Origin of the sequence: Bacillus sp. FSL R9-9497, assembly GCF_038005805.1 — a bacterium.
Lineage (GTDB): Bacteria > Bacillota > Bacilli > Bacillales > Bacillaceae_G > Bacillus_A > Bacillus_A cereus.
Window position 1 is genome coordinate 3654590 of record NZ_JBBOTY010000001.1, and the last position, 24184, is coordinate 3678773.

Here is a 24184-nt window from a genome sequence, read left to right on the forward strand (position 1 = left end):
ATTTCTCCATAATTTATTCAAAGACTGAATAATTACTTATTGATTTAACATTCTAAAAATAGTTGATAAAGATGCTTTCTATTCAAAAAAAAGACTTTGCTATAAAAGTAACTTTTACAACAAAATCCATGCAACTAATTTTATTCCTCTTTCCATAATCTCTCTACATTCATTAATTGTTCTTCTTTAAACTCCATCTTATATATATCCGGTTTTGACGTATTCATTAAAAATTCAAAACCATATTGTTTATCAAAATAGTTCATCATTAATGTCATGACAAGCCCATGTGTACCAATTACAATTTTGCATCCTTGAAAATCCATTAAGATTTCTTTTAATACTTTCACTACTCTTCTCTGGCAATCTGCATATGACTCTCCTTCCGTTCGTGCAAAGTCCGGATTAGAGAACATCTTCTGTACAAGTGGATACACCTCTTTGTCTGATATAACCTGATCCTCACTTGAAAACATACACTCTTTAAGATTTTCATATACTACTATTTCTTTTTCATGGAAATTAGCTGACTCCTCTATCGTTAGCATAGCCCGATTATAAGGACTTGAAATAAAAGTATCAATCCTCTCCGCTTTTAATATGTCAGTTACTCTACGGGCATCCATATGTCCCCTCTCAGTTAACCCGCGCATTCTTTCATTTCCTTCTAGTTTTGGTGATTCACCATGTCTAACCATATAAATATATGTGCTCATAATTTCTCCTTAAAATTTTTTATAAAGTGAAACTTTAATTAGCCCTTACTAATCGGGCTTTTACAGGAAAATAGCGAGATAAGTTAATAAATCACGTTCATTTATCCCATTTCAACACTTAGGCGTAATACTAAAATACTTTATAAACTGTGCTGATTTGTTCGTCTAATCCATTCTCCTACTAAACTCTCAAATAATTCAGGCTGCTCAATTTGCAAATTATGCCCTGCCATATCTAACACTGCTAATGTTGCCCTTGGATATTCTTCAATAATTTCTATAATATTTTGATAACCTACTGATATATCTTGTCTTCCAGTCAGTAAAAGAACGGGATTTTCATATTTTTCACGCTGAAAATCCATAGTAAGAGAGTAATTCTTTTGCAACCTTTCAATAAATTCATCATTAGCAACATCTAACCCAGGCTTAATTTCTTCTTTAAATCGCTTATATGTATATTCATTTGCTATTACAGCTAACTCACAAAATTCCTCTCTTTCTGTGGAAGTGAGCGTATTTAAAAATTCCTCATCTTGTACAATTACCTGTTTATCTGGAAGAATCCTTTTTTCTGGCTCCGCTACAACAACAGGACATACTAATAGTAATCCGCTAACTCTCTCAAACATCTTTGCAAGTATACCTTTAGCTAAATAGCCTCCATATGATTCTCCTACCAATAAAAATTTTTCAGTAGAAATGATTTCCTCAATAAATGTGATAAGCACTTCTACTATACGATCTGAACTATTTATCCAATTTGGAGCATTCGATTTTCCCATTCCAGGTAAATCAATATATATTCGCTTATAACCTTCATATTTCTGAAATACTGATTCCATACATTTCATCATTAACCTATGGTCAGGGGCGCAGCCATGTATGATAATGACCGGTTTACCCTCTCCCACAATTTCATAGTATATTTCTGCATCTTTAATTCGATATATCATAAAAAAGCCTCCCTATTTAGTGGCAATACTATTCCACTCTGTAAGAATACACGTTCTTATTTTATATCCTTTCTCAACATTTTCACAAATGTTAATTTTCAGATTAAAAAATAAAAAGCTCCCCAAAAAAGGATACTCATCATTTTATATGCAATTTTGCATCTCCACTTACAAATCACTAAAAAAACTTTACAATTCAAAGGATGACTAAATATACAATTTCTATTTAAAGTCTTGATGCAGTCTATACTATCAACCGCAATATTTTTTAAACCTTAAGAATACTTACACTCTTTAACACTTTCCTTATAAACATGATTTTTATAAGGAAATCTGATACAATTCTTAAATAATATTATTATGTATAGATATAACGAACATAGTGCATAATTAAAGAAGGTGATTTCATTGAAATTAAATAAAAATTTACAATTATGTATATTAATCGGAACATTAATATGCTATTCAATCTATTTTATATTTTTCTATCTGTTCCCTACTCATTTTTCAAATTCAGATGTACGCTTCGCTTCACTTGTCGTTGAAGCCATTACATTTGTATCACTGATTTACTCTATATATTCTAAAAAAGTCAGTTCAAATCCGTTTTGGATATGTATTACAATAGCAATTGGTAGTTTTTTATTAGGGAAAATAGTATATACATATCAAGATAGCTTCTTCGAAATTCCAATACATCGTTTTACGGTTTCTGATGTATTTTATATGTTTTTTCTATTTTTCTGTCTTATCGCTTTCTGCTATAAAATCTTAAAGGAATGCAATAAATGGGAAAAAGCGTTCTTTATTTGTGATATATGCATAGTGCTTACTTCCATATTTACATTAGAATGGTATTTATTTAATCAACCAAATTTAAATATATTCGCTCTTTCACTAGGAGATGTTTTCCTTTCATTTTTATACCCAATTGCAGATTTATTATTTCTACTACTAGGTGTTAGTCTCTTTTTCCGTCCAACAATTTTTAATTCCAAACGGAAAATTTATATCTTTATTTTTGTATTAATAAGTTCTGCAACTTTTAACTATATTTATTTTTACTTAAATAACCACTTATCAACTGAAACGATAATATTATTACGTCTTTTATATAGAATACCTATATTACTTATTGCAATAGCTGGCTCTATTTCAGAAGATCATAATAGCCATAAAAATTATTTCCTTGTAAACCCTATAATAGGAAAAAAAGCTTTAGTTGTATTTCCCTATCTTGCTGTTGCAATACTAATCGGGTTTACATTAAAAGAACAAACATCATCTTCAACTCTCATTACAGGAAATTGTATTACTTTTATTTTCGTACTCATTCGTCATTCTATCGTACGTATGCAAAACAATTCCTTAACAAAACGTTTGCAGGCATTTAATGCCCAACTAGAAGAAAAAGTTACTTTACGGACGTCTGATTTAGTTCATAAATCAGAGGCTCTTTCTCAAAAACAGCAAAAGTTTAAATCATTATATGAATATCATCCTGACCCTATCTTCACCATTGATTTAAATGGAATATTCTTAAATGTAAATAAGGCTGGGAGTGTACTACTTGGGGCACCAACAGATGAGTTACTAGGTGAAACTTGTTTTTCGATCATTTTAGATGAAGATAAGCATAAGCTAGCAATGGCATTAGAAAAAGTGAAACAACAAGAATCGGCATTCTTACAACTTAGTTCTCAATATAAAGATGGCTTTACTTATTTTTTATACGTTACAATCATTCCTATTATAATAGACGGACAAATTTCAGGAAGCTATATTATGGTGAAAGATATTACTGCACTAAAAAAACAGCAAGAAGAAATAAAATATTTAGCATTCCATGACACTGTAACGAAAATTGGGAACCGTGCCTTTTTCCATAAGAAATTAAAGAGAGTTATAAAAAATGCTAAAATAACAGAAAGCGAGTTTGCATTATTATATTTAGATTTAGATCGCTTTAAAGCAATTAACGATACACTTGGACATTCATCAGGAGATTACATATTAGAAGAAGTAGCAAAGCGATTCCAATCATGTCTTCCATCACATACTCATCTTTCAAGAATCGGTGGCGATGAATTTACAATCATAATTGAAAACTATACTGACGAAGATTACTTATTCCAATTATGTAACCAATTATTTAAATGCATGAAAAAGTCATTTATCATACATGAGCATAAATTAACTTTATCACTGAGTATCGGCATCGCTATTTATCCACATTCCGGAATCGATACCGCTACACTTCTAAAAAACGCTAATGTTGCAATGTATGATGCAAAAGCAAAAGAACTTAACTCTGTATCTATTTATGACGATGTAATCGCTAAAAAAATTGAAAGACGATTGCGATTAGAAAAAGATTTACCAAACGCACTACAAAATGAAGAATTGTTCCTTTTGTATCAACCTCAAGTTGATAGTGAATCTAATAAAATTATCGGTGCAGAAGCTTTAATTAGGTGGAATCATCCTGAATTAGGTATTATTTCTCCATACGAGTTTATTCCGATTGCAGAAGAAACACTACAAATTATTTCAATAGGTAAATGGACATTAGAGCAGGCTTGCAAGCAAATGAAACGTTGGCACGCACTCGGATATTCACATTTAAAAATAGGTGTGAATTTATCTGCTAAGGAATTTGAACAAGAGGATTTTGTAAAATCTATTTCTTCTACTTTAACAAATACAGGTTTACCAGCAAGCTCTCTTGATCTTGAATTAACAGAGCGAATTGCAATGATGGATGAGCGAGAAACATTGATAAAACTGCGTACACTAAAAAGTTTAGGGATTCACATTTCTATCGACGATTTTGGTACAGGTTATTCTTCGCTAGCCTACTTACCTTTGTATCCAATTGATACGTTAAAAATCCCGAGAGAATTTATTACAATGTCTGAAACATGTGATGATGGAATGGAAATTATTAAAACGATCATCACATTAGCAAATACATTAGGAATGTCTGTCATTGCTGAAGGTGTAGAAACGAAAGAGCACGTAAATTTCCTTCAAAAAAATAAATGTCAGTTTATTCAAGGTTATTATTACAGTAAACCTATTCATATTCATGCATTTACTGAGCTATTAGAAAATGGCATTCACCGATAGTACATAGCTAATTGGAATAAATAATAATGAATTGGAACAAATATAGTAAAAAGGAAAGAAGATACCTTCTTTCCTTTTTACTATTTACATTTCTATTACTTCACCACTTCATTTATTATATCTATTAATTGATGAATCCCCTCATCATTTGTTTTCTTATATCCATTCATGTTTTGAATATATTTATCCTTATTTGTATACAACTTATTTACTGCATGTATAAATGTATTCGTACTTACTCTGTCTTGGAGTATAACTTCCGCATATCCTTGCTGTGAAAAATATTCAGCATTTAAAACTTGATCTCCTCTACTGGAACTGTTAGTTAACGGGATAAGCAACATCGGTTTCTTCAAAAATAACAATTCAGAAATAGCAGTAGAACCCGCTCTTGAAACTACAACACTTGCCATATTTAGTATATGCGGCAACTCATCGCCTATATATTCAAATTGCATATACCCCTCCTTGCCAATAGATGGGTCTACCTTCCCTTTACCACATATATGAATAATATTAAAGTTTAATAGTATTGTATCTAAACATTCCCTTACCATATCATTTATCCACTTAGCACCTTGACTCCCACCCATAATTAATAATACTGGTTTATCTTGCTGAAATTCACAATATCTTCTTCCTCGTAATACGTTACCCTTCTCAATTTCTTCCCTTACAATTGGTCCTACATAAACCTTCTTCTCATTATTTACATTTTCTCCTGTCTGAGGAAATGTTGTGCATAGCTTTGTAGCAAAAGGTAATGCTATTTTATTGGCAAGCCCTAATGTGCTATCTGGTTCACGTATAATTATAGGCACACGATTTAACCATGCTCCTATAGCTACAGGAACTGAAACAAATCCTCCTGCTGAAAAGATAACGTCAGGCTTTGTTTTCTTAATTAAATTATAACTTTGTAAACAACCGCGTATAATTTTAAAAGGATCTTTAAAATTCTCCCAATCCCAATATCTCCTAAGCTTTCCCGTTGAAACACTATTGTATTTAACATTTTGCACTAATGATTTTTCAATTCCATTTTTAGATCCAATATACTCGACTCTCCATCCTTTCTCTATAAATTTAGGAATTAATACAATATTAATCATAACGTGTCCGGCTGTACCGCCCCCAGTAAAAAGAATCGTTTTGCTCATAACTTATACCCACCTTTATTATTAAAAATCTAGCTTTATATTTACCTTTTAAATGTAAATGAACTTATTATTTTTTATATAAATCTTTAACTCCACCTCTATATCTTTTAAAAGATCGTTAATGAGTTCATAAAAATCATTTCCATACTCACTACACTCATATTGAGCAAAGATTTGAATCACATACCTAGTTTCCGTCTCTAATGCTGACTTTATTCGATTGACCCTTTTTTCTTCTACATACGCTTGATATTTATGTATTGCCTCATAAATAAGCAATACATGCGCTTCTTCATCTCTCCAGTCCAGCGTATCAACAATTGAAAGAAATAGCGTATTTTGATTATCTATTACTTCATAACCATTCATATATTTCTTACACCCTTTTTTGTTTTTCATTGCATGCAGATGTCACTACACTTCGCATACTCAAGTACATCTTTTAATGATTGATGAAATTCAATTTCTGGGATCCAACCTAACTTTTTTATTTCCTCTGTTGCTAAACTCTCATTTGAGTCGCTCCCACTTTTCTCTGTTTCCTCTATAAAAAAATTTAGCTGTGTTAATTCTTTATATTGTTCTAGTACATCTAATAAAGATCGTTTTACTCCTGATCCGATATTATATTGTTTTCCATTTATTCCATCTCGTAATAACACATGATACGCTTTGACCGCATCACGTACATCTAGAAAATCTCTACTATCTTTCAAACTGTTTACTTCGATAATAGCCTTACTTCTACCTGATTCTATATCTATCATTTTCTTTGCGAGAATTGAACAAATACCATTCGATACCCCTGGACCAATTAAATTTGAGGGCTTTGCAATGATAATATTTGAATCCATTAATCCTCCCCAAGCCTCTGCAATAATGACTTGCATCGTTTTACTTAAACTATATGGATTCGAAATTTTTATTTCGTTCATACTATTTGCTTGCAAAGCAGATCCTATAACTAATGTTCTACAATGCGAGGCTTCTTGCTTAATTGCTTCTAATAAATATAACGTTCCTATTACATTAATCTCTATATATTCAAGGGCAGCTGTCCAAGATTCTATGACCGAATTCCTTCCTGCTAAATGCAATACGTAGTCTGGCTTTATTTGTTTCATTACCTTCATTACTTCGCTCTTATTAGTTAAATTACAAGTAATACCATTTTTAATTTTTTCTCTATGTGCACGATTTTGAAACATAGGAATTACATGAAAGCCCTGCTCTAAAAAATAGTGGCAAGCATGGCGTCCTGTGAAACCATTTGCACCAGTTATTAAAAGGATCGCATTTTTTTTCATCGCAAAAATCCTCCTTTTAATAGCATTTGTTTCACCTCATGTTTTTCAAGTAAGTCTTGTTGAGAACTAAAACTCTTCACATCCACTAGAGGATAGCTAGAATAATATTCTTGAAGTCCTTCTATAGGAATAGTCGGTAGTACCACAAAATAATTTTGATCAAAACTTATACTTGTTTTACCCTCTACCTCAGATAGAAGCATTTCACTTAATTTTTCACCCGGTCTTATCCCTACCTCTTTTACCTTAACTTTTTCTTTTCCAGAATATTCAATTAATACTTCTGCTAAATCTGTTATTTTACATGCCGGCATTTTCATAACAAAGATTTCCCCGCCTCTACCTTGAGATACGGCTTTAAATAACAATCCAACAGCATCCTCAACTGTTAAGAAAAATCTAGTCATATTCGCATCGGTAATCCCTACTTCTGAAGATTTTTTAATTTGTTGTTTAAAAAGTGGTACTACACTTCCACTCGTTCCTAAAACATTTCCACCACGAACACAAATGAATTTTGTTTTCTTCGTTTGTATATTCGCATGAACCATTAATTTTTCACCAATTGCTTTTGTCATCCCATACGTATTTGATGGATCAGCTGCTTTATCCGTTGAAACATATATAACTTTTTCAACTTGCATCTGTATAGAGGCTTCAATTACATTTTGCGTACCATGTATATTTGTTTTTATAGCTTCATAAGGATAATACTCACATACTGGAACATGTTTTAAAGCTGCCAGATGGAACACATAATGTACACCTTGGCAAGCATAGACTAGTTGATCTTTATCACGAATATCTCCAATAATAAATTTTAACCTATCATCATTTATAAACTGTTGCTGCATTTCAAACTGAACCGTTTCATTTCTTGAAAAAATTCTAATTTCTTTCGGTGATTTTTCTAATAGTTGTTTTATAAGTTCATGCCCCCACGAACCTGTCCCACCAGTAATTAAAATTATTTTATTTAACATTCTTTTTCCTCCTACGAAACATCTCAATTTAAATAATATTTATTGAATTATTTTCAATTGATTCAAATCATAATCGTCGTTTGTTACATTTAATTGACAAAATAAAAAAACAGAAACTATTAAACGTAGTTTCTGTTTTTCATTTCATCTCACAACAGTAAGATTTTCTATACGGTTTTCATGATAAATAAATTCCTTGTAAAAAACACCGCTCATTTATTTCTTATACTCGTAATAAAATAAATAGAATGATTCATAGCCAATAATCATGTTTAAATTTATGAAAAAGGGAGGTAACGGAATGGACCGAAGCAATTCAAATCATACATATAACGGACCTTCCAAAGCACTGCCTCTCTCCCTATTCGACGTAAAAAATGAATTGAAACAAAAAAGCAAACTTATTCCTTCTGGCACCATGTATAAATTAACGAAAGAAGAACAACTCATCATCAACAAAATAAAAATACAAACAGAACAGCTAAATAAAAATAATGTTACAAGAACACGCGCATACTACCAATTTTACATTCAATATCCAGAAATACATTGGGCACTGCTTGGGCATATGGTATCACGTAACGGCGGTTGGAATATGACTGATTTAAAGGGCGATTTATATACGAGAATTTTATCAGAGAAAGATCAATTCATATTTTTTTCTTTTTTAGAAAGAGGGAATTGGCTTATTTTCCAAGATGTATACCCTCAATTTTTACTTTACGAACAAAGTGTAAAGAGATCACAAAAGTTATTTCACCTTCTCCCTCACCTAAATGTTTCTACATTTATGGAAACGATGTGGAACCATTTTTGGAAAACAGGTAACAAAAAAACTTTAGCAATTGCAACTATTATTAATGAACAAAACTACTTAGAAAAAAGAGTGATTCAAAATGTACAATTTAAAAAGACTGTACTAAATAGTATTGGATTTAAACTCTTTGATTTCTTTCAGTTTAATCATATCCTTTTCCCATTCTACGAAAATGATAAGAAACAAAAAGTATTACTATTTGGTGATACAATGAAACATTTCACTTCCTTACATGAACGGATATTAATTGGAAAAAGATTGTACTCATTATTATTTCGAGATACACATGTTTTATCTCAAATAATAAGCTGGGCTCAACACCATCCACATACAGGATCTAGGAAAGATTACTGGCCCCATTTATTTTCAAGTGTAAATGAATCTTTTTCCCGTGAGTTTTATAAGCGCCGAATAAAGAAATGCCAGTTACGAAATGGCGCTTATCGCATATACAGCCCTGCACTCATCTATGCATGGCGAGATATGAAGCATGAAGCAGTTGACAGTGAAGATTGGTTTACCGATTGGCAAGTTGTAAATTACTTAGTTGATAAGGAGGAAAATATAAATGGACAAATTACAGAAGACTACTGCAAAACACTCGAAAAAATTGAACTCGCCATTCTCGCAAAGAAAAATGTCCTCCTCCGAGAAGAAGAATGAGTTTCTAGCATTAGTAGTTACAATCTTTCTCTCTTCTATTATTGGAACTTGCTTAGATGCCTTTTTTGTTCATAAACAAATATATTCTTTTCCGGCTAGGCCCTTCTCATCCACATTTTCGGTGAATATAGCTTTTACATTGTTCGTACTGCCGATTTTAACAGTTATCTTTATACACATTTCAAAAAAATTATCTAAAGTTTCTAGAATTTTATTTATTATTTCAATCGGTATTTGTGCTAGCCTTTTTGAACAGATTGCTGAAAGTTTAGGTTTATTTGTACATAGTGCGAATTGGAATCATACATATTCTTTATTTGGTTATATGATTTTTCATTCTTTTATTTGGAACGTATATAATTGGATAAAAAAATAAAGAGACCATTATAGGTCTCTTCTTAAGCATACTCTTCCGTTATTACTAATGGTGCCAATGTTTGAAGGCTTTTAGAGCGTAAACGATAGGCAACGACTTTCTTCTTATATTGCTTAATGACATCAACATGTTCCTCATAGCTATATAGCGAAAATCTAATCTCTTTATTCCCTTTCTTCGTGTTAATAACGATCGGTGTTCCTTCTCCGTGCGGCGGGAAATAATGTTTATCTAAAAACAAAGCCTCATTAAATTCATGAATAACTTGTAGTTTCATTTCTCCCTCTATATTTTTTCCATCTATCGATATAGAAGTATTTTCCACCTCAAGCTTTTGATGCAATTCAAATTTACTAATAATTGATTCTACAACAGAAGTGGGCATGCTAGAAACTAATACTTTAATAGCTCCAAAAACAAATAATGTAACTATAAACCATGTTGTCATTGTTATCATCTCCATTACATTTAAAAAATAAATTTCGTTCCATACGGTATTAGTATACTAATAAGTATTCCAGTTACAATCATCGTTACCGAACCGATAGTCGCTTCTTTCTCGCCTTCTTTCACTAAACGACTCACACCGATAATATGTGATGCACAGCCCATTCCAACTCCTTTTCCAATCGTACTTGTTATACGGAAAAACTTAAGTACTGTTGGTCCCATAATAGCGCCTGTTATTCCTGCAACAACTACAAAACTAGAAGTCATAGATGGAATACCACCAATTTGATCCGCTATTGAAAGGGCAATTGGCATTGTCGCTACCTGTGGTAAAGTAGTTAATATAAGTTCCTTATCTATATTTAAAATTCCGCCAATCACTACATTCATGCTCGTTACAGCCACTATACCTATCACTACTCCGATTAGTATCGATGAAAAATTTTTCATCAGTATCTTTCGCTCTTTAAATAGAGGTATGGCCAATGCTACAATTGCAGGGCTCAATAAGCTTGAAAGAATGTTTCCCCCATTTTCCCTATACTCATGATGAGAAATACCAAAAATCAAAAATAAACAAATCATAATTGCCGTAACTGTTAACACTGGTAACGTAAATGCAAACGTAATTTTTTTATATAGCTTTGTCGCCAAGAAATAAATTGCTACAGTAATAATAATTAAGACCATTTGAATCGTGCACCTTGTCGATTTTATTTTTTTGATGTGACTAATAATTGACTTATATACCCTGAAACAATCAAAGTTACTACAGTACTTGCAACTACTAAAAGGAATATAATACTTCCCTTACTGAAAAGAAAAGACCCGTATTCCATGAGCCCTGTTGTCGAAGGGATTAAAAATAACGGTAAAAATACGATTAACTTTTCCGAACCTAACTCAAACCATTTTAACGGTAAAACGCGAGTGGAAAGGAGCAGGAACAGTATTAACATCCCTATTAAATTCCCCGGTATTGATAGATGGAATATTTCCTGAATCCACGTACCCACTAGGCTAAATACATATAGCACGCCTACTTGAAGTAAAAGCGTCACGTACTTCATTTCTTTCCCTCATTTCACTATCACACATCCATATTATGAAATCTCATTTAGCGTGTCGGCAAACCGTTTAATTCCAAGTTGAATTTGTTCTATATTCGCTCTACCAAACGTAAATCGTATATATTCATTTTTCGAACCTAAAACACTGCCCGGAACAAATGCGACACCATTCCGTATAGATTCACCTAATAAGTGATATTCATCAAATTTTCCTGTTACTTTACACCATACATGTATTCCACCCTCTGGCACGAAACATTCAACTCGTTCTCCCAATGTTCCTTCAAGCTCTGCAATTAATTCATCTCTTCTTTGCTTCAATTGTCCACGAAGTATCGTAATATGTGTATGGAAATCCTTTGATTCTAAAAATTGATTTGCTACCCACTGCGTAAATACACTATGGCCAAAATCAACTTGTTGCTTTGCATCTGCTAAACGCTCAATTACGCGTGTAGGACCAATTATCCATCCAATACGTAATCCTGATGCAACAATTTTTGATAATGAACTTATATAAAGAACATTTCCATTTTGGTCCATTGATTTTAATGTCGGGTTCACTTCTCCATTAAAAGAAATTAAACTATACGGATCATCTTCTACAATTGGTATACCGAACTCAGAAGACAGTTCTAAAATTTTTTTACGTCTCGCTAATGAAAGCACAGTACCCGTTGGATTTTGATAATCTGGATTCAAAAACACCATACGAATGCGATGCTTTTTGTGCAAATCGATTAAGTCATCTGGATTCATTCCATCCTTATCAACAGGTAAATGAAATATGTTTAAACCGGCCGATTTAAACATTGGGAGCGAAAAACAATACGAAGGATCTTCAATCGCAATCGCATCACCAGGTTTTAATAAACATTGAACGATAAGATTAAGCGCCTGTTGTGCTCCTGACGTAATAAGAATAGAGCTTGAATCTGCTTCAATTTGTTTATATTGCTGAACATGTGCTGCAATTGTTTTTCTCAACATCTCATTTCCAAGTGGATGGTCATAACCGAGGTTTTCCATAAATGTTTTCTCCGACAAAATTGTTCGAAATCTATCACTTGGAATTAATTCTGGTGACAGTTCACCGCTTGCTAAATTAATTAAATCATCTTTTTGTGTTTCCGTTCGAATTTGTTGAACGAGTGGTACGTTAGGTAAGAACGATCCATCCTCCACGTACCTACCCCAGTTCGGTATTCGTTTATGTAAGACACCCCATATGTCCGTATTGACCCGTGTTCCGCTTCCCTTTTGTCGTTCTACTACTCCAAGTGATTTTAATTCTTCATACGCAGCTACTATTGTACTCCGGTTCACCTGTAATTCCTTTGCTAACATACGCTCAGAAGGTAACTTACTATCAGAAGGTAATTCTCCTGAAGAAATGCCTCTTTCAATATAATCCGCGATTTGTTTATATACAGGTGTCTTATCTGCACGATTTGGTTTCCATTCCATATAGTTGCTCCCTCTCAAAACAAACTAATCTCAATTTATTACTAACAGTATTTACTCTAAAAATAGTATTAATTAGTCACATCTTCTTATCCGCAAATAGATATATCCAAAATGGCTCTCTTTCTGATTACTCGATACCTTCTAAAATTCCAACTTCATACTCTCATTTCAGTTCTTTTACAAACTATCAGATCATTACCGCATACCATGTTACCCCAAGCAGTAGAACAAAAAGAAGAAGAATATAGATTGCAGATAAGTTTTTCACATTTCTTTTTGTAGACTTACCATAATTATCCTCCACGTTTCTTGCAACTAGTACAGTCCCAAATAGCGATACAATTACAATAATAACGACTAGTGAAATTGCAAAACTCATTGTCTTTTCACCTCTCTAAGCCCCATCTATTTTAATTAAAGAACTTACATAAAAACCTTCCTCTTTAAAACGTTGATAACATACTACCTTTCTTCTCTTATCATAATAGATGTTTGTAAAAAGCGGACCAACCACTTTCGTGTTTTTTTGCTCATCCACTTTAAAAATAAAAAGCAACTGATCACTTAGGATCAGTTGCTTTTTTCACACGATAATTTTTCATTTAAAATTAATTCGATTTAAAAGTTTAGTCTTTTCATAATGAAACATCGACTGAGATAACTCGAAAATTGTTCCATTTACAAGATACACTGTATTTTCAATAAGAAGCGCCGGATCACCTTCATTTAATTCTAAAAGCTGTGCATTTTCTTTATTTACTTTTTCACAACTAATAACTTTATCAGCAAAACCAATATTTAATCGTAAATCTTCAATGAAATAACTGTATACAGAGCTTAATGCTATTTCTTCGTTCAAATATGGAATAATATCCTTTTTGAAATAACTTACTTCAATAGAGAACGGCTTAGCATCTACAATTCTTAAGCGCTTCAAAAAATACAACCTAGTTCCAGCTTCGCATTGCATTCGCTTTGCTATTTCTTCGTCCGCATCTATTACTTCAAGCTCTAACACTTTCGTTTCAATATTTTGTGAAACAAGATTTTTCGTTAATCCACGTAAACTTCCTAAATTAATGTAATCTGTTACATAAGTTTCGCGTAAAAACATACCACTACCTTGTACTTGAAAAATATAACCTCTATTCACAAGCTGACTAATTACTTTACGTATCGTATTACGGCTTACTTCAAATCGATTCATCAACGCTTCTTCTGTAGGTAGTTTTTTCGTTTCATTAAAAAGCCCATCTCGAATGTTTTGCTCTAACATATCTGCAATTTGTTTATACTTTGCACTCATACACTTTCTCCTAAAATACTCTTTTATCTGTTATAACTCTTCCCCTCTCGTTTCGATCACATGTTTATACCAATGAAACGAAAGTTTCTTCTTACGTTTTAAGTTATCATTATGATCGACAAAAATAAAGCCATATTGCTTTTTATATCCATTTAACCAACTTAAAAGATCAATCACTGACCATGCATAATAACCTTTTAAATTAATTCCCTCTTCAATTGCACGCTTCATTACTTTTAAATGCGCTTCAATAAATTTAATTCTCGGAACATCTACAATTTCTCCGTCAATGATTGGATCTTCATCACCAAGTCCATTTTCCGTTACATACATCTTTATGTCACCGTAACGCGCTTTCAACATATGCAATCCCTCTAAGAAACCTTCGGGAGATATTTCCCATCCCCATTTTGTATATGTTTTATCATCCATTTTAACTGTTCGATAAAAACCATCAAAAGAAGGATTACCTGGAGCAAGCGTTGAGTTTTCTCGAGAATGTTCCTCACTCTTTATATCCATATCGTATCTTTCTACTCGTATTGGTTGATAATAATTCAAACCAATAAAATCATTTTCTTCTGCATTTTGTTTAATAATTTCTAATTCTTCAACCGTCCAATTAGGAGTCCACCCTTTTTCCTTTAATTGTTGTACAACATAAGACGGATACTCACCTTTTAAAACTGGATCATAATACCAATACGTTTCATATTCATTCGCATGATTTGCTGCTTGTATATTTTCTTTTTGGTTATCCACACTATAAGCAGGTAAGAAAACATGTGTAATCCCAATCTCACCATATTGTTTCAGCTGCTTATATACCGCAACTGTTTTCGCATGTGCATAAAATACATAATGAGTCGCTTGAAAATACTTTGGAACATCATTTTGTATTCCTGGTGGATGTGCACCTTTTAAATAACCTAGTCCACAAAACATTACTGTCTCATTAAAAGTAATCCAATGCTTAACTCTGTCACCAAATGCCTTAAAACAAGTTTCTGCATATTTTACGAAAGCCTCTGCTGTTCTTTTATTCGTCCATCCACCATCTTTTTCTAACGGTAATGGTAAATCCCAATGATATAAAGTGACAAACGGTACAATCCCGTATTTTAAACATTCATCAATTAAGTTGTTATAAAATTCAATCCCTTTTTCATTTACCTCTCCATCTCCAGTCGGCAATATTCTTGCCCAAGAAATAGAAAAACGATACGATTCTAATCCCATCTCAGCCATTAAGCGAACATCTTCCTTATATCGATGATAATGATCAACAGCTACATCACCATTTGTTCCATTGTATGTTTTGCCAGGAACTTTTGAAAACTCGTCCCAATTCGTAACACCTTTTCCATCTTCATTCCATGCACCTTCTACTTGATAAGAAGCTGAAGCAGCTCCGAATAAAAAATCATGTGGAAACTTCATAGTATATACCTCCATTTCATTACAACAAATTAAATTTAATGATACATTTATAATTTATTGGTACAAATTTTATATGTATGATTATATCTTATGTTTTTATTTTTTTCTATTATAAAAGTACAATTTATATTGTTGGTTATTGGAAAATAAAAAGAAGCGATATATTTTATCGCTTCTTACTCTCATCATCTTTATTCTTTTATTAATGACTTATTCGCTCTTATAACTTCTTGATACAATAATGGTGACCACTTTTCATTTATATAGTCTTGAATTACCCAGCCCACTCTCAAAGGATTCTTTTGTTTTATATAGTTTGCAATTTCAGGATTTATATAAGAGGCATAGTAATATGGACTATTCCATGCTGTACCACCAGAAGACAAGCTTGTAAAATTTATATATAGATGATTTAAATCCTCACTATTGTTCATCGTTTCATTCATCGTATCTTTAATAGATTTTACTTTCTCATCATAACTCACTTTATATTTATCTTGTACTGTTACATTTACATTTTGATTTACAGTTGTGGTAAACGTCTCATTATCTGGCCAATAAAAATTATTATATCCTCCAGATTCATTACTACCACTATATCTTTTTAGTAGTACAATTTTCCCACGAGCATCTCCAAGTTTTATATTTCCTTCTGTTTTTAAAAAGATAGGATCAACAAAATAATTTTTTTCAAACGTACTACTAAATGGACCTTCTGCCCCTTTCATATCCTCATACTCTTTTTTTAAAGACATAATAATCGTTTCACTCGGGTTATCTCTTAAAAATTGTTTCGCTTCGTTTATGAATTCATGCAGTGTTACATAAAGATATAATGGCCCATGATGAAGAACTATCGTATTATCATCTGTTAAACGTCCTCTTATATCAAAAATGCGAGCTCCATGGTCCATTTGATAGCGAAAATCATATTCTTGCGTCATTCCCCATACTTGCTTAATCGGATTTTGCAACTTGAACGTCCCACTATCGTGTGTTCCTGGAATTGAAATTCGTGCTAACGGGATACTATCAGGTATAGGTTGCATCCATTTTGATAAATTTTCAAGCTCATTAACAGAGCTAGCTGCAACTACTCTCTTATCATGTAAAGCAAATACAAATGTGATAAATATTGTACTACATATGAATAATTTCAAAATTAACTTCTTATTGCTCATTATTATCCCTCTCTTTTTCTGTTTTTACATCAAACTTATTGAATATAATATAAGCTAGTTCAGAAAAAATAAATAACATTTCATCAATATGAAATATTGCATAGAAGTAAAGTTAAAAAATCATTCACATATACTAAATTAGAAAAATTTAAAGGAACTTCATCTGAAGTTCCTTTTACTTATTTTATGTTCAATACGTATGAACCATCTTTATTCTCATATTTATAGACGTATAAATAATATTTACCTGGCTTTGCATTATAAGTTCCTTTAACTACATTGCCTTCATTTTCACCATATGCTACATAGTTATTTAAATCTGATTCATGATGAAGTACCCATGTCATTCCGATATTTTGTTCATTTAGTAAAGAAATATTAATATTTTCCGGCGAATCAATTTGGAAAGTAAATACATCTACTCTATCACTATTATGTAGCGTTCCTTTCACCGGTGTATGAAAGTTAACTTTATTTGCCTGTCTAGGCTCATTATTTGGTTCATTTTCTGTTACTTGTAATTCATTCCCAACGTTTGGTTTTCTTTGTTCATAGCCTAAGTTTACTAGTATAGACTTCAAATCTGGTAAAACACCAATTTTATCTGCATATGGATCTTTAGATTTTGTTCCTGTACTCTGGTTGCTTAATATTGCTCTTAGTTCACTAGGTCTATATGGTTGTCCTAAATTTTCTTTAGCAATGCTTTGTACTAAAGTCGCTGCCCCAGCAATAATTGGCGAAGCACTAGATGTTCCGCTAAAGCTTGAAGTATAAAGGTTTACAGCACTTCTACTTTGTTCAGCTGTAGTTGTATCTACATTTTCTCCCCATCCGTACACATCAATACGGCTTCCATAATTCGAAAACCACATACGTTCATGAGGGAAAGATGAAGAGCCAGCTCCTACCATAATTGCACCCGAATCTTTAAAATCTTTACTATTACGATTTAAGACTTGCTTACCCTTTCTATCTTTGAACTCATCTAAATCATTCCACCCATTTGCTCCGGCCTCTATAATTACAATCCCTTTATCTGTACCAGCACGAATTGCATCAAAGATATCTGGTTGTACTTCAACAGGTAAATATTTATCACCATATCCATCGAAAGATGCTTGCGCCTCTAACAATAAAACATCCCCAGCTTCTAACTGATTTACAGCGCTTAATATTGCATCAGCCGTATTATACTGTCCATTATCTCTTATTTGAGAGATAACCTTTGCTTTCGCTTTTGGCGCAATCCCAATATTCCCAACTTCATTGTCCTCAGAGGATACAATTCCTAGTACAGACGTCCCATGACCGACATGCTGATCTATATTTCTTCCAGACATTAACTCAATTTTTTGATGTAATAAATCCTCATGATTTAATAACCATCCGTATTCCATATCAACAAAAGTGATACCATTTCCATTACCGCCTTGAATTCCCCAGGCGAAAGGCGCATTAATACCGTATGGGGCCGCTTCAAGATAACCTTGTTTTTTAAATCTAGGATTGTTACTAGGATTAAGAGCTACACTTGATGATTGCACTTCAGGTGGCATTATTTTCTCTTGTTTCTTCATATACGCATCTTCTATTAAAGAAGATGCCTTTAACTTATCTACTATTTCTTCTTCATACCCACTATTTTGATTTTGAAGAATATAGTAGTTTAATAAACTTGTAGATACATGATTAGGTGCTTTCACTTCAAGGTTTTGTATTTGTTCCGGGCTTACAGATGTGAATAAACGAGTAAATGTTACATCTGGATATTCTTTCAAAAAATCTTTTATTACTTTATCATTCGTTTGAGATTGTATTTGTTTTTCAATACCATCTTCATATGGCAAATCCAAATCCGCTTTAAATTTTACAATGATTTGCTTATCTGTTTCTTGTTCTATCCCTGATTTAATCTGCTGTTCTATAGAATCAGCATGTACACTATTGATAGTACCCCCTGTTCCTAAAAGTGTTGTAATGATTACAGTTGACGCACACATTTTTTGAAATATTTTCATTGCATTAATCCTCCTATTAATAATTAATAATTAATCATTATATTAATCTATAATGATTTTATTTCTATAACGTATTCCCTTTCTACTAAATAGATTATAGTAATCAGAAATATGAACTTCAATGTATTTTCATATGCAATATTTCATATTCGGACTCTACACTACACGAAGATGAAACTTATAGTGATTATTTATTTTATATGTGCTAATATACTTACATTAATATATTACGCATATATACATTTCAAACTACATTACTTAATAGTTTCACCTTAATTTTTTCTTAGGAGGATTTACAATGAAATTACTAAAACTAAAACATATAATCCCTTTATCTGCAGCTGCAATTACATTCGTATGTAGTCAAAGCACAGCTGAAGCTTCTACCATTCATACAGTAAAAAAGAACGATACACTTTGGGGCATTAGTAAACAATACGGAGTTTCAATACAATCCATTAAACAGGCTAATAATAAAGGAAACGATCAAACCTTTATTGGCGAACAGTTACATATTCCAGGGTCTGTGAAATCAAATGAAATCACTGTTCCTCAAAACGCCAAGCCAGCCAACATTTCTGGACAAATTATTTATCAAGTACAACCGGGAGATTCATTAGAAACGATAGCAAGGCGTTACAATGTCACTGTCCAATCTATAAAACAAATGAACAATACAGTCGGAAACAAGCTTTATACAGGACAACATTTAAAAATCAACTCAAGCATTTCACAAAAAGAAAAAGACTTAATGGCACGCTTAGTTACCGCTGAAGCAGGTGGCGAATCCTATAAAGGAAAAGTAGCAGTAGCGAAAGTTATACTAAATCGTGTAAATGCAAAAGGTTTTCCAAATACAATAACAGGCGTTATTTATGAACCTATTAAATACGGATATGCATTTACTCCTGTTACAGATGGAAGAATTAATCAGCCTGCAAGCGCAGAAGCAAAAATGGCTGTAGAAGAGGCTATCTCCACAAATGGAGTACATTCTGACTGGCTTTATTTCTACAATCCAAAAACATCAACAGACAAGTGGATTACGACACGTCAAACAGTAGCAGTAATTGGTAACCATGTATTTGCTAAATAAGATTTAAAATCATTAACAGACCTCTTCACTTAAAAGGTCTGTTTTTTTCTATGTAAGATGTTATTAATCATATGACATAGTTATTTTTTAAACTGTTTCTTCTTTCAAATAAAAATTTTTGTATTTACTCCACCACTCGTAGAAATTAATAAAGCATCAAGTTCAAAAACTCCCACTTTATTAATAAAAGCTATTTCTTAACTTCATAAAATTGTTATACACTAGAAAAATAAAAAACAAACTATTCGTTAGCAGGTGGAAGAATATGTATGATGTTACGATTATCGGCGCTGGAGTAAGTAGCATTTTTATGGCTTATTCACTAGCTAAAAGTAACAAAAAAGTTTTAATTCTTGATAAAGGTAAAGCGCTAGAAGATCGCCATTGTCCTTTAGACGAAGGAAAAGTGTGTAATTGTACTACATGTGATAAATATTTCGGGTTTGGTGGTTTAGGAAAATCTGAAGGGAAATTTAATTATACAAACGGATTTGGCGGAGAACTTGAGAAAAAAGTCGGTAAAGAGGGTTTTATACAACTCATGGCTGAAGTAGATGAAATTCTATGTCAGTTTGGTGGAAGTTCGGTTTCAAAATATTCTACTGAAAATTCAAGTCTCACTAAGAGAGCTGAAGCGTGTGGTTTACAAATGCTAACAACAGAAGTAAGACATCTTGGTACTACACTTTCCAGTAACATTTTTCAGCAGCTCTATGAATTTTTACTGACGAAAATAAAGATCCAATTTCATATAGATGTACAACATATTCTGAAACAGGAAGATCATTTTACAATAGAGACAAATCAAGGAACAGTTCAAACTAAGCAACTTGTATTTGCAACTGGGCGCTCTGGGGCCGATTGGTTAAAAGAAATATGCAGTTCCCTAAATATTTCTCAGGAGCAAACACGTTTAGATTTAGGAATTAGAGTAGAAATGAAAGAACATCAATTACGTTCTATATTAAAAGATACTTTTGAAACAAAACTTTCTTATCAAGGTGAGCATTTCACAGCAACTACTTACTGTATGAATCCACAAGGCCGCATCATTCGAAAGTACGAAGAAGGTTTAGTTATGCCTGACGGTCAAAATTTTCGAGAGCAAGGAACTGGCACTTCTAATTTAAATTTCACTTTATTTATTCCTCGCTATTTTCCAACTCTCAAAGAAGCAAATGTATACGCAAGTTCAATTATTAAAGACATTAACCAAGGACGAGATCGGATTGTTATACAGCGCTTAGAGGACTTACTAAAGAAACAACCTACGGCGGAAAACAGCATGGAGCATAATCGTATACACCCTACACTACAGGGGGATTATGGAGATTTGAATCAAGAAATCCCTCAATTATATATTGAAGGGCTCAAAGAGTTTTTATTACGCTTAGAACAATTTATACAAGAACCGATTGATAAAGATACTTTGTTATATGGAATTGACGGAAAGTTCTATGCTCCTACGATAAAACTCAATAACTATTTTGAAACAAGTGTGCATGGGCTATTTTTAATTGGAGATTGTTCAGGCGTTACGCATTCATTATCTCAAGCAGCTGCAAGTGGTCTGTATGTTGGAAAGTACTTATCTGACATTTAATTTCTATCATTAAAATGTCAGTCAAATATTTTTAATTTCAAAACACTTTACTCATATATAGTAAAAGTATATTAATAAGCCCCCTATCCTTCCCGGCTAATGATTAACCGACAAAAAATCAGGATTTTACAAAATACATATGTAATATAACTGTATATTTAAAACGATTGGCATTCAATTCTAATAAATTGAATGTCAACAGTTTTAAAAGTCTCTATCCATTTTCACTTTTATTTGTTCGATATTTTGTAACATCATCATAGTGTTTAATATGGTAGGATGTCTATAAGTCAATTTCACTACAACTATGACTTTTTCTGCCCGTTTCTCAAAAAGAGTTATATTTATGCTACTACGCTTTAAAAATCCCCATTGTATGTATATGAATACTTCAAATTATTCCCTTTAGAAAACAAAGTCTACATGGTTCATTCCATTCTAATAGTTATAAAAACATAATATATAACTTTAGTTAAATAAATTATATAAAGAAGGTGTAAAAATGAAGAACAAAATAAATTTACAGATGCAAAATATAAGTTTTGTTATAATAATGGCTTTAGCAGTATGGTTAAAAACATATCTTATTACGCGATTCAGTTTTGATTTAAAAATTGAGTCTTCAACGCAAGAGCTTATTTTATTTATTAGCCCTCTAGCCGCATCATTAGCGTTTGTTGGATTAGCATTATTTGCAACTGGTAAAAAGCGAAATTATATAGCGCTCTGTATTAATTTCTTATTAACAATCGTACTTGTTGGAAATGTAATGTTCTATGATTTTTATAGTGATTTCGTTACATTACCAGTACTTGGACAAACCTCAAACTTTGGCCAATTAGGCGGCAGTATTATAGAAATATTAAACTACAAAATTATACTCGCATTCGTAGACATTGTTTTCTTCTTTATTTTATTAAAAAAGAAATCATTGGTCTTTAAAACAGAACGTGTAACTCATTCTACGCGCTTTTTATACTTTCTTTTAACGATTGGTGTATTCTTTGCGAATCTACATCTTGCAGAAAAAGAGCGCCCTGAATTATTAACAAGATCATTCGACCGAGTCATGCTTGTCAAAAATTTAGGCTTATATACTCACCAAGTATATGACTTAACACTGCAAGTAAAAGCTGGGTCACAAAAAGCACTTGCTGATAGTAGTAAATTACAAGAAACTGAAAACTACGTAAAAGCAAATCAAAGCGAGCCAAACCCTAATATGTTTGGTGCAGCGAAAGGAAAAAACGTAATTGTCGTCACTCTTGAATCCTTGCAAACCTTCTTAATAGGCGCATCAGTGAACGGGCAAGAAGTTACACCATTCCTAAATGAATTCATAAATGAAAGTTATTACTTTGATAACTTTTTCCATCAAACTGGTCAAGGGAAAACATCCGATTCAGAATTTCTAATCGATACGTCGTTGTATCCATTAAATCGAGGAGCTGTATTCTTCACACACGGTAACAATGATTATACTGCAACTCCAGAAATTTTACGTCAACAAGGTTATTTCACTTCTGTATTTCATGCAAATAACGCAACATTTTGGAATCGTAATATTATGTACTCCGCTCTTGGTTATGACCGTTACTATAATGAACTTGATTACAAAATCACACCAGAAACAAATTTAAATTGGGGATTAAAAGATATCGAATACTTTGATCAATCAGTAGATATATTAAAAACTGTTAATCAACCATTCTATGCTCGTTTCCTTACTTTAACAAACCATTATCCATTTACGTATGATGAAGATACAAAATTCATTGAACCATACACCTCTGGTAATGGCGTATTTGATCGTTACATCGTAACAGCACGTTACTTAGACGAATCCATTAAAAAATTTATTGAACGTCTAAAGGCCGAGGGGCTTTACGATAATTCTATTATTGTGTTATACGGTGATCATTATGGCATTTCCGAAAAACATAATCGTGCAATGGCACAGTTTTTAGAAAAAGATCAAATAACAGAATTTGATACTTTAAATTTACAACGTACACCTTTATATATTCATATTCCAGGACAAACAGAAGGTCAAACTATTTCAAAGCCTACGGGACAAATCGATATGAAACCTACTATTCTAAATTTATTAGGTGTTGATTCTACGAATGATATCCGTTTTGGCCATGATATGTTTTCAGATGAATATACTGGCTTTGTTGTTTTACGTGATGGTAGCTTCGTTACAGATAAGTATGCATACAAAAACAACACTTTCTACGACCGTATAACAGGTGAAATTGTAGATTTACCAAAAAAAGAAGCTCAAGCCCTCATTAAACGTGCACAAAATGAATTACGAATGTCTGACAAAATTATTGAAGGCGATTTATTACGTTTCTCAGAAAGCAATAAAATTAAAACTGGCGAAGTACAAACTAAAATTAAAGAAACAGAAAAATAATCTATATATGAAAAAGGAGCA

At 32.4% G+C, this 24184-nt stretch carries 21 protein-coding genes; 6 read left to right on the forward strand and 15 right to left on the reverse strand.

Going from position 1 to position 24184, the window contains the following annotated elements:
- Nucleotides 1-140 precede the first annotated feature (140 nt).
- The gene (locus MKY21_RS18755; protein WP_000109178.1) at nucleotides 141-716 is read right to left on the reverse strand and encodes a histidine phosphatase family protein; all 576 of its coding nucleotides are present in this window, start codon (nucleotides 714-716) and stop codon (nucleotides 141-143) included.
- A gap of 140 nt (nucleotides 717-856) precedes the next feature.
- Entirely contained in the window at nucleotides 857-1672 is an 816-nt protein-coding gene (locus MKY21_RS18760) for an alpha/beta fold hydrolase (protein WP_000640332.1), read from the reverse strand.
- Nucleotides 1673-2080: 408 nt separating this feature from the next.
- On the opposite strand from MKY21_RS18760, the gene MKY21_RS18765 reads away from it, so the two are divergent.
- Nucleotides 2081-4801 (forward strand): bifunctional diguanylate cyclase/phosphodiesterase, encoded by a 2721-nt coding sequence (locus MKY21_RS18765; protein WP_000773536.1) that lies wholly within the window; start codon nucleotides 2081-2083, stop codon nucleotides 4799-4801.
- Nucleotides 4802-4896: 95 nt separating this feature from the next.
- Here the strand turns inward: MKY21_RS18765 and MKY21_RS18770 are convergent, their stop codons facing one another.
- From MKY21_RS18770 to MKY21_RS18785, 4 genes are read right to left on the reverse strand one after another with little or no spacing between them, the layout of a single operon-like run.
- A complete protein-coding gene (locus MKY21_RS18770; RefSeq protein WP_000047558.1) occupies nucleotides 4897-5961 on the reverse strand; it encodes an undecaprenyldiphospho-muramoylpentapeptide beta-N-acetylglucosaminyltransferase in 1065 nt (354 codons plus the stop codon).
- A 48-nt stretch (nucleotides 5962-6009) separates the two neighbouring features.
- On the reverse strand, nucleotides 6010-6360 hold the full coding sequence (locus MKY21_RS18775; protein WP_002098140.1) for a DUF6572 domain-containing protein: 351 nt from the start codon (nucleotides 6358-6360) through the stop codon (nucleotides 6010-6012).
- Entirely contained in the window at nucleotides 6357-7268 is a 912-nt protein-coding gene (locus MKY21_RS18780; protein WP_000739017.1) for an NAD-dependent epimerase/dehydratase family protein, read from the reverse strand. Before MKY21_RS18780 ends, MKY21_RS18775 begins: the two co-directional genes overlap by 4 nt.
- The gene (locus MKY21_RS18785) at nucleotides 7265-8251 is read right to left on the reverse strand and encodes a UDP-N-acetylglucosamine 4,6-dehydratase family protein (RefSeq protein ID WP_341077150.1); all 987 of its coding nucleotides are present in this window, start codon (nucleotides 8249-8251) and stop codon (nucleotides 7265-7267) included. Before MKY21_RS18785 ends, MKY21_RS18780 begins: the two co-directional genes overlap by 4 nt.
- Before the next feature lie 301 nt (nucleotides 8252-8552).
- Between MKY21_RS18785 and MKY21_RS18790 the strand changes: the two genes are divergently transcribed.
- Nucleotides 8553-9731, forward strand: coding sequence for a DUF2515 domain-containing protein (locus MKY21_RS18790; protein ID WP_016118506.1), 1179 nt, complete (start codon nucleotides 8553-8555; stop codon nucleotides 9729-9731).
- Entirely contained in the window at nucleotides 9706-10107 is a 402-nt protein-coding gene (locus MKY21_RS18795; RefSeq protein WP_033683151.1) for a CBO0543 family protein, read from the forward strand. The genes MKY21_RS18790 and MKY21_RS18795 overlap by 26 nt, the downstream gene beginning before the upstream one ends.
- A 22-nt stretch (nucleotides 10108-10129) precedes the next feature.
- On the opposite strand, the gene MKY21_RS18800 is transcribed toward MKY21_RS18795, so the two are convergent.
- The 9 genes from MKY21_RS18800 to MKY21_RS18840 form a co-directional block, all read right to left on the reverse strand.
- Nucleotides 10130-10555, reverse strand: a complete 426-nt coding sequence (locus MKY21_RS18800) for a YfmQ family protein (RefSeq protein ID WP_044796957.1) — start codon at nucleotides 10553-10555, stop codon at nucleotides 10130-10132.
- 20 nt (nucleotides 10556-10575) lie between these two features.
- Nucleotides 10576-11247, reverse strand: coding sequence for an LrgB family protein (locus MKY21_RS18805; RefSeq protein ID WP_044796956.1), 672 nt, complete (start codon nucleotides 11245-11247; stop codon nucleotides 10576-10578).
- 23 nt (nucleotides 11248-11270) lie between these two features.
- Entirely contained in the window at nucleotides 11271-11627 is a 357-nt protein-coding gene (locus tag MKY21_RS18810; protein ID WP_000878485.1) for a CidA/LrgA family holin-like protein, read from the reverse strand.
- Between the two features lie 33 nt (nucleotides 11628-11660).
- Nucleotides 11661-13094, reverse strand: coding sequence for a MocR-like pyridoxine biosynthesis transcription factor PdxR (pdxR, locus tag MKY21_RS18815; RefSeq protein ID WP_044796952.1), 1434 nt, complete (start codon nucleotides 13092-13094; stop codon nucleotides 11661-11663).
- A 187-nt stretch (nucleotides 13095-13281) separates the two neighbouring features.
- A complete protein-coding gene (locus MKY21_RS18820) occupies nucleotides 13282-13473 on the reverse strand; it encodes a hypothetical protein (RefSeq protein ID WP_000006452.1) in 192 nt (63 codons plus the stop codon).
- A 219-nt stretch (nucleotides 13474-13692) separates the two neighbouring features.
- Complete coding sequence (locus tag MKY21_RS18825) at nucleotides 13693-14400, reverse strand: GntR family transcriptional regulator (RefSeq protein ID WP_086392614.1); 708 nt, start codon at nucleotides 14398-14400, stop codon at nucleotides 13693-13695.
- A gap of 30 nt (nucleotides 14401-14430) precedes the next feature.
- On the reverse strand, nucleotides 14431-15840 hold the full coding sequence (locus MKY21_RS18830; RefSeq protein ID WP_000671637.1) for a glycoside hydrolase family 1 protein: 1410 nt from the start codon (nucleotides 15838-15840) through the stop codon (nucleotides 14431-14433).
- 191 nt (nucleotides 15841-16031) lie between these two features.
- Complete coding sequence (gene plcA / locus MKY21_RS18835; protein ID WP_000066294.1) at nucleotides 16032-17021, reverse strand: phosphatidylinositol diacylglycerol-lyase; 990 nt, start codon at nucleotides 17019-17021, stop codon at nucleotides 16032-16034.
- 179 nt (nucleotides 17022-17200) lie between these two features.
- Nucleotides 17201-19042 carry a S8 family peptidase gene (locus MKY21_RS18840; protein WP_000689189.1) on the reverse strand — a complete coding sequence of 614 codons (1842 nt, stop codon included), beginning with the start codon at nucleotides 19040-19042 and terminating at the stop codon, nucleotides 17201-17203.
- 298 nt (nucleotides 19043-19340) lie between these two features.
- On the opposite strand from MKY21_RS18840, the gene MKY21_RS18845 reads away from it, so the two are divergent.
- The 3 genes from MKY21_RS18845 to MKY21_RS18855 all read left to right on the forward strand — a co-directional run bounded on the left by MKY21_RS18845 (nucleotide 19341) and on the right by MKY21_RS18855 (nucleotide 24163).
- Nucleotides 19341-20138 carry a cell wall hydrolase gene (locus tag MKY21_RS18845; protein WP_000771175.1) on the forward strand — a complete coding sequence of 266 codons (798 nt, stop codon included), beginning with the start codon at nucleotides 19341-19343 and terminating at the stop codon, nucleotides 20136-20138.
- Between the two features lie 265 nt (nucleotides 20139-20403).
- Nucleotides 20404-21741: an NAD(P)/FAD-dependent oxidoreductase gene (locus MKY21_RS18850; protein WP_000272400.1), complete on the forward strand. Its 1338-nt coding sequence runs from the start codon at nucleotides 20404-20406 to the stop codon at nucleotides 21739-21741.
- Between the two features lie 502 nt (nucleotides 21742-22243).
- Complete coding sequence (locus MKY21_RS18855) at nucleotides 22244-24163, forward strand: LTA synthase family protein (protein WP_000791037.1); 1920 nt, start codon at nucleotides 22244-22246, stop codon at nucleotides 24161-24163.
- The last annotated feature ends 21 nt before the right edge of the window (nucleotides 24164-24184 follow it).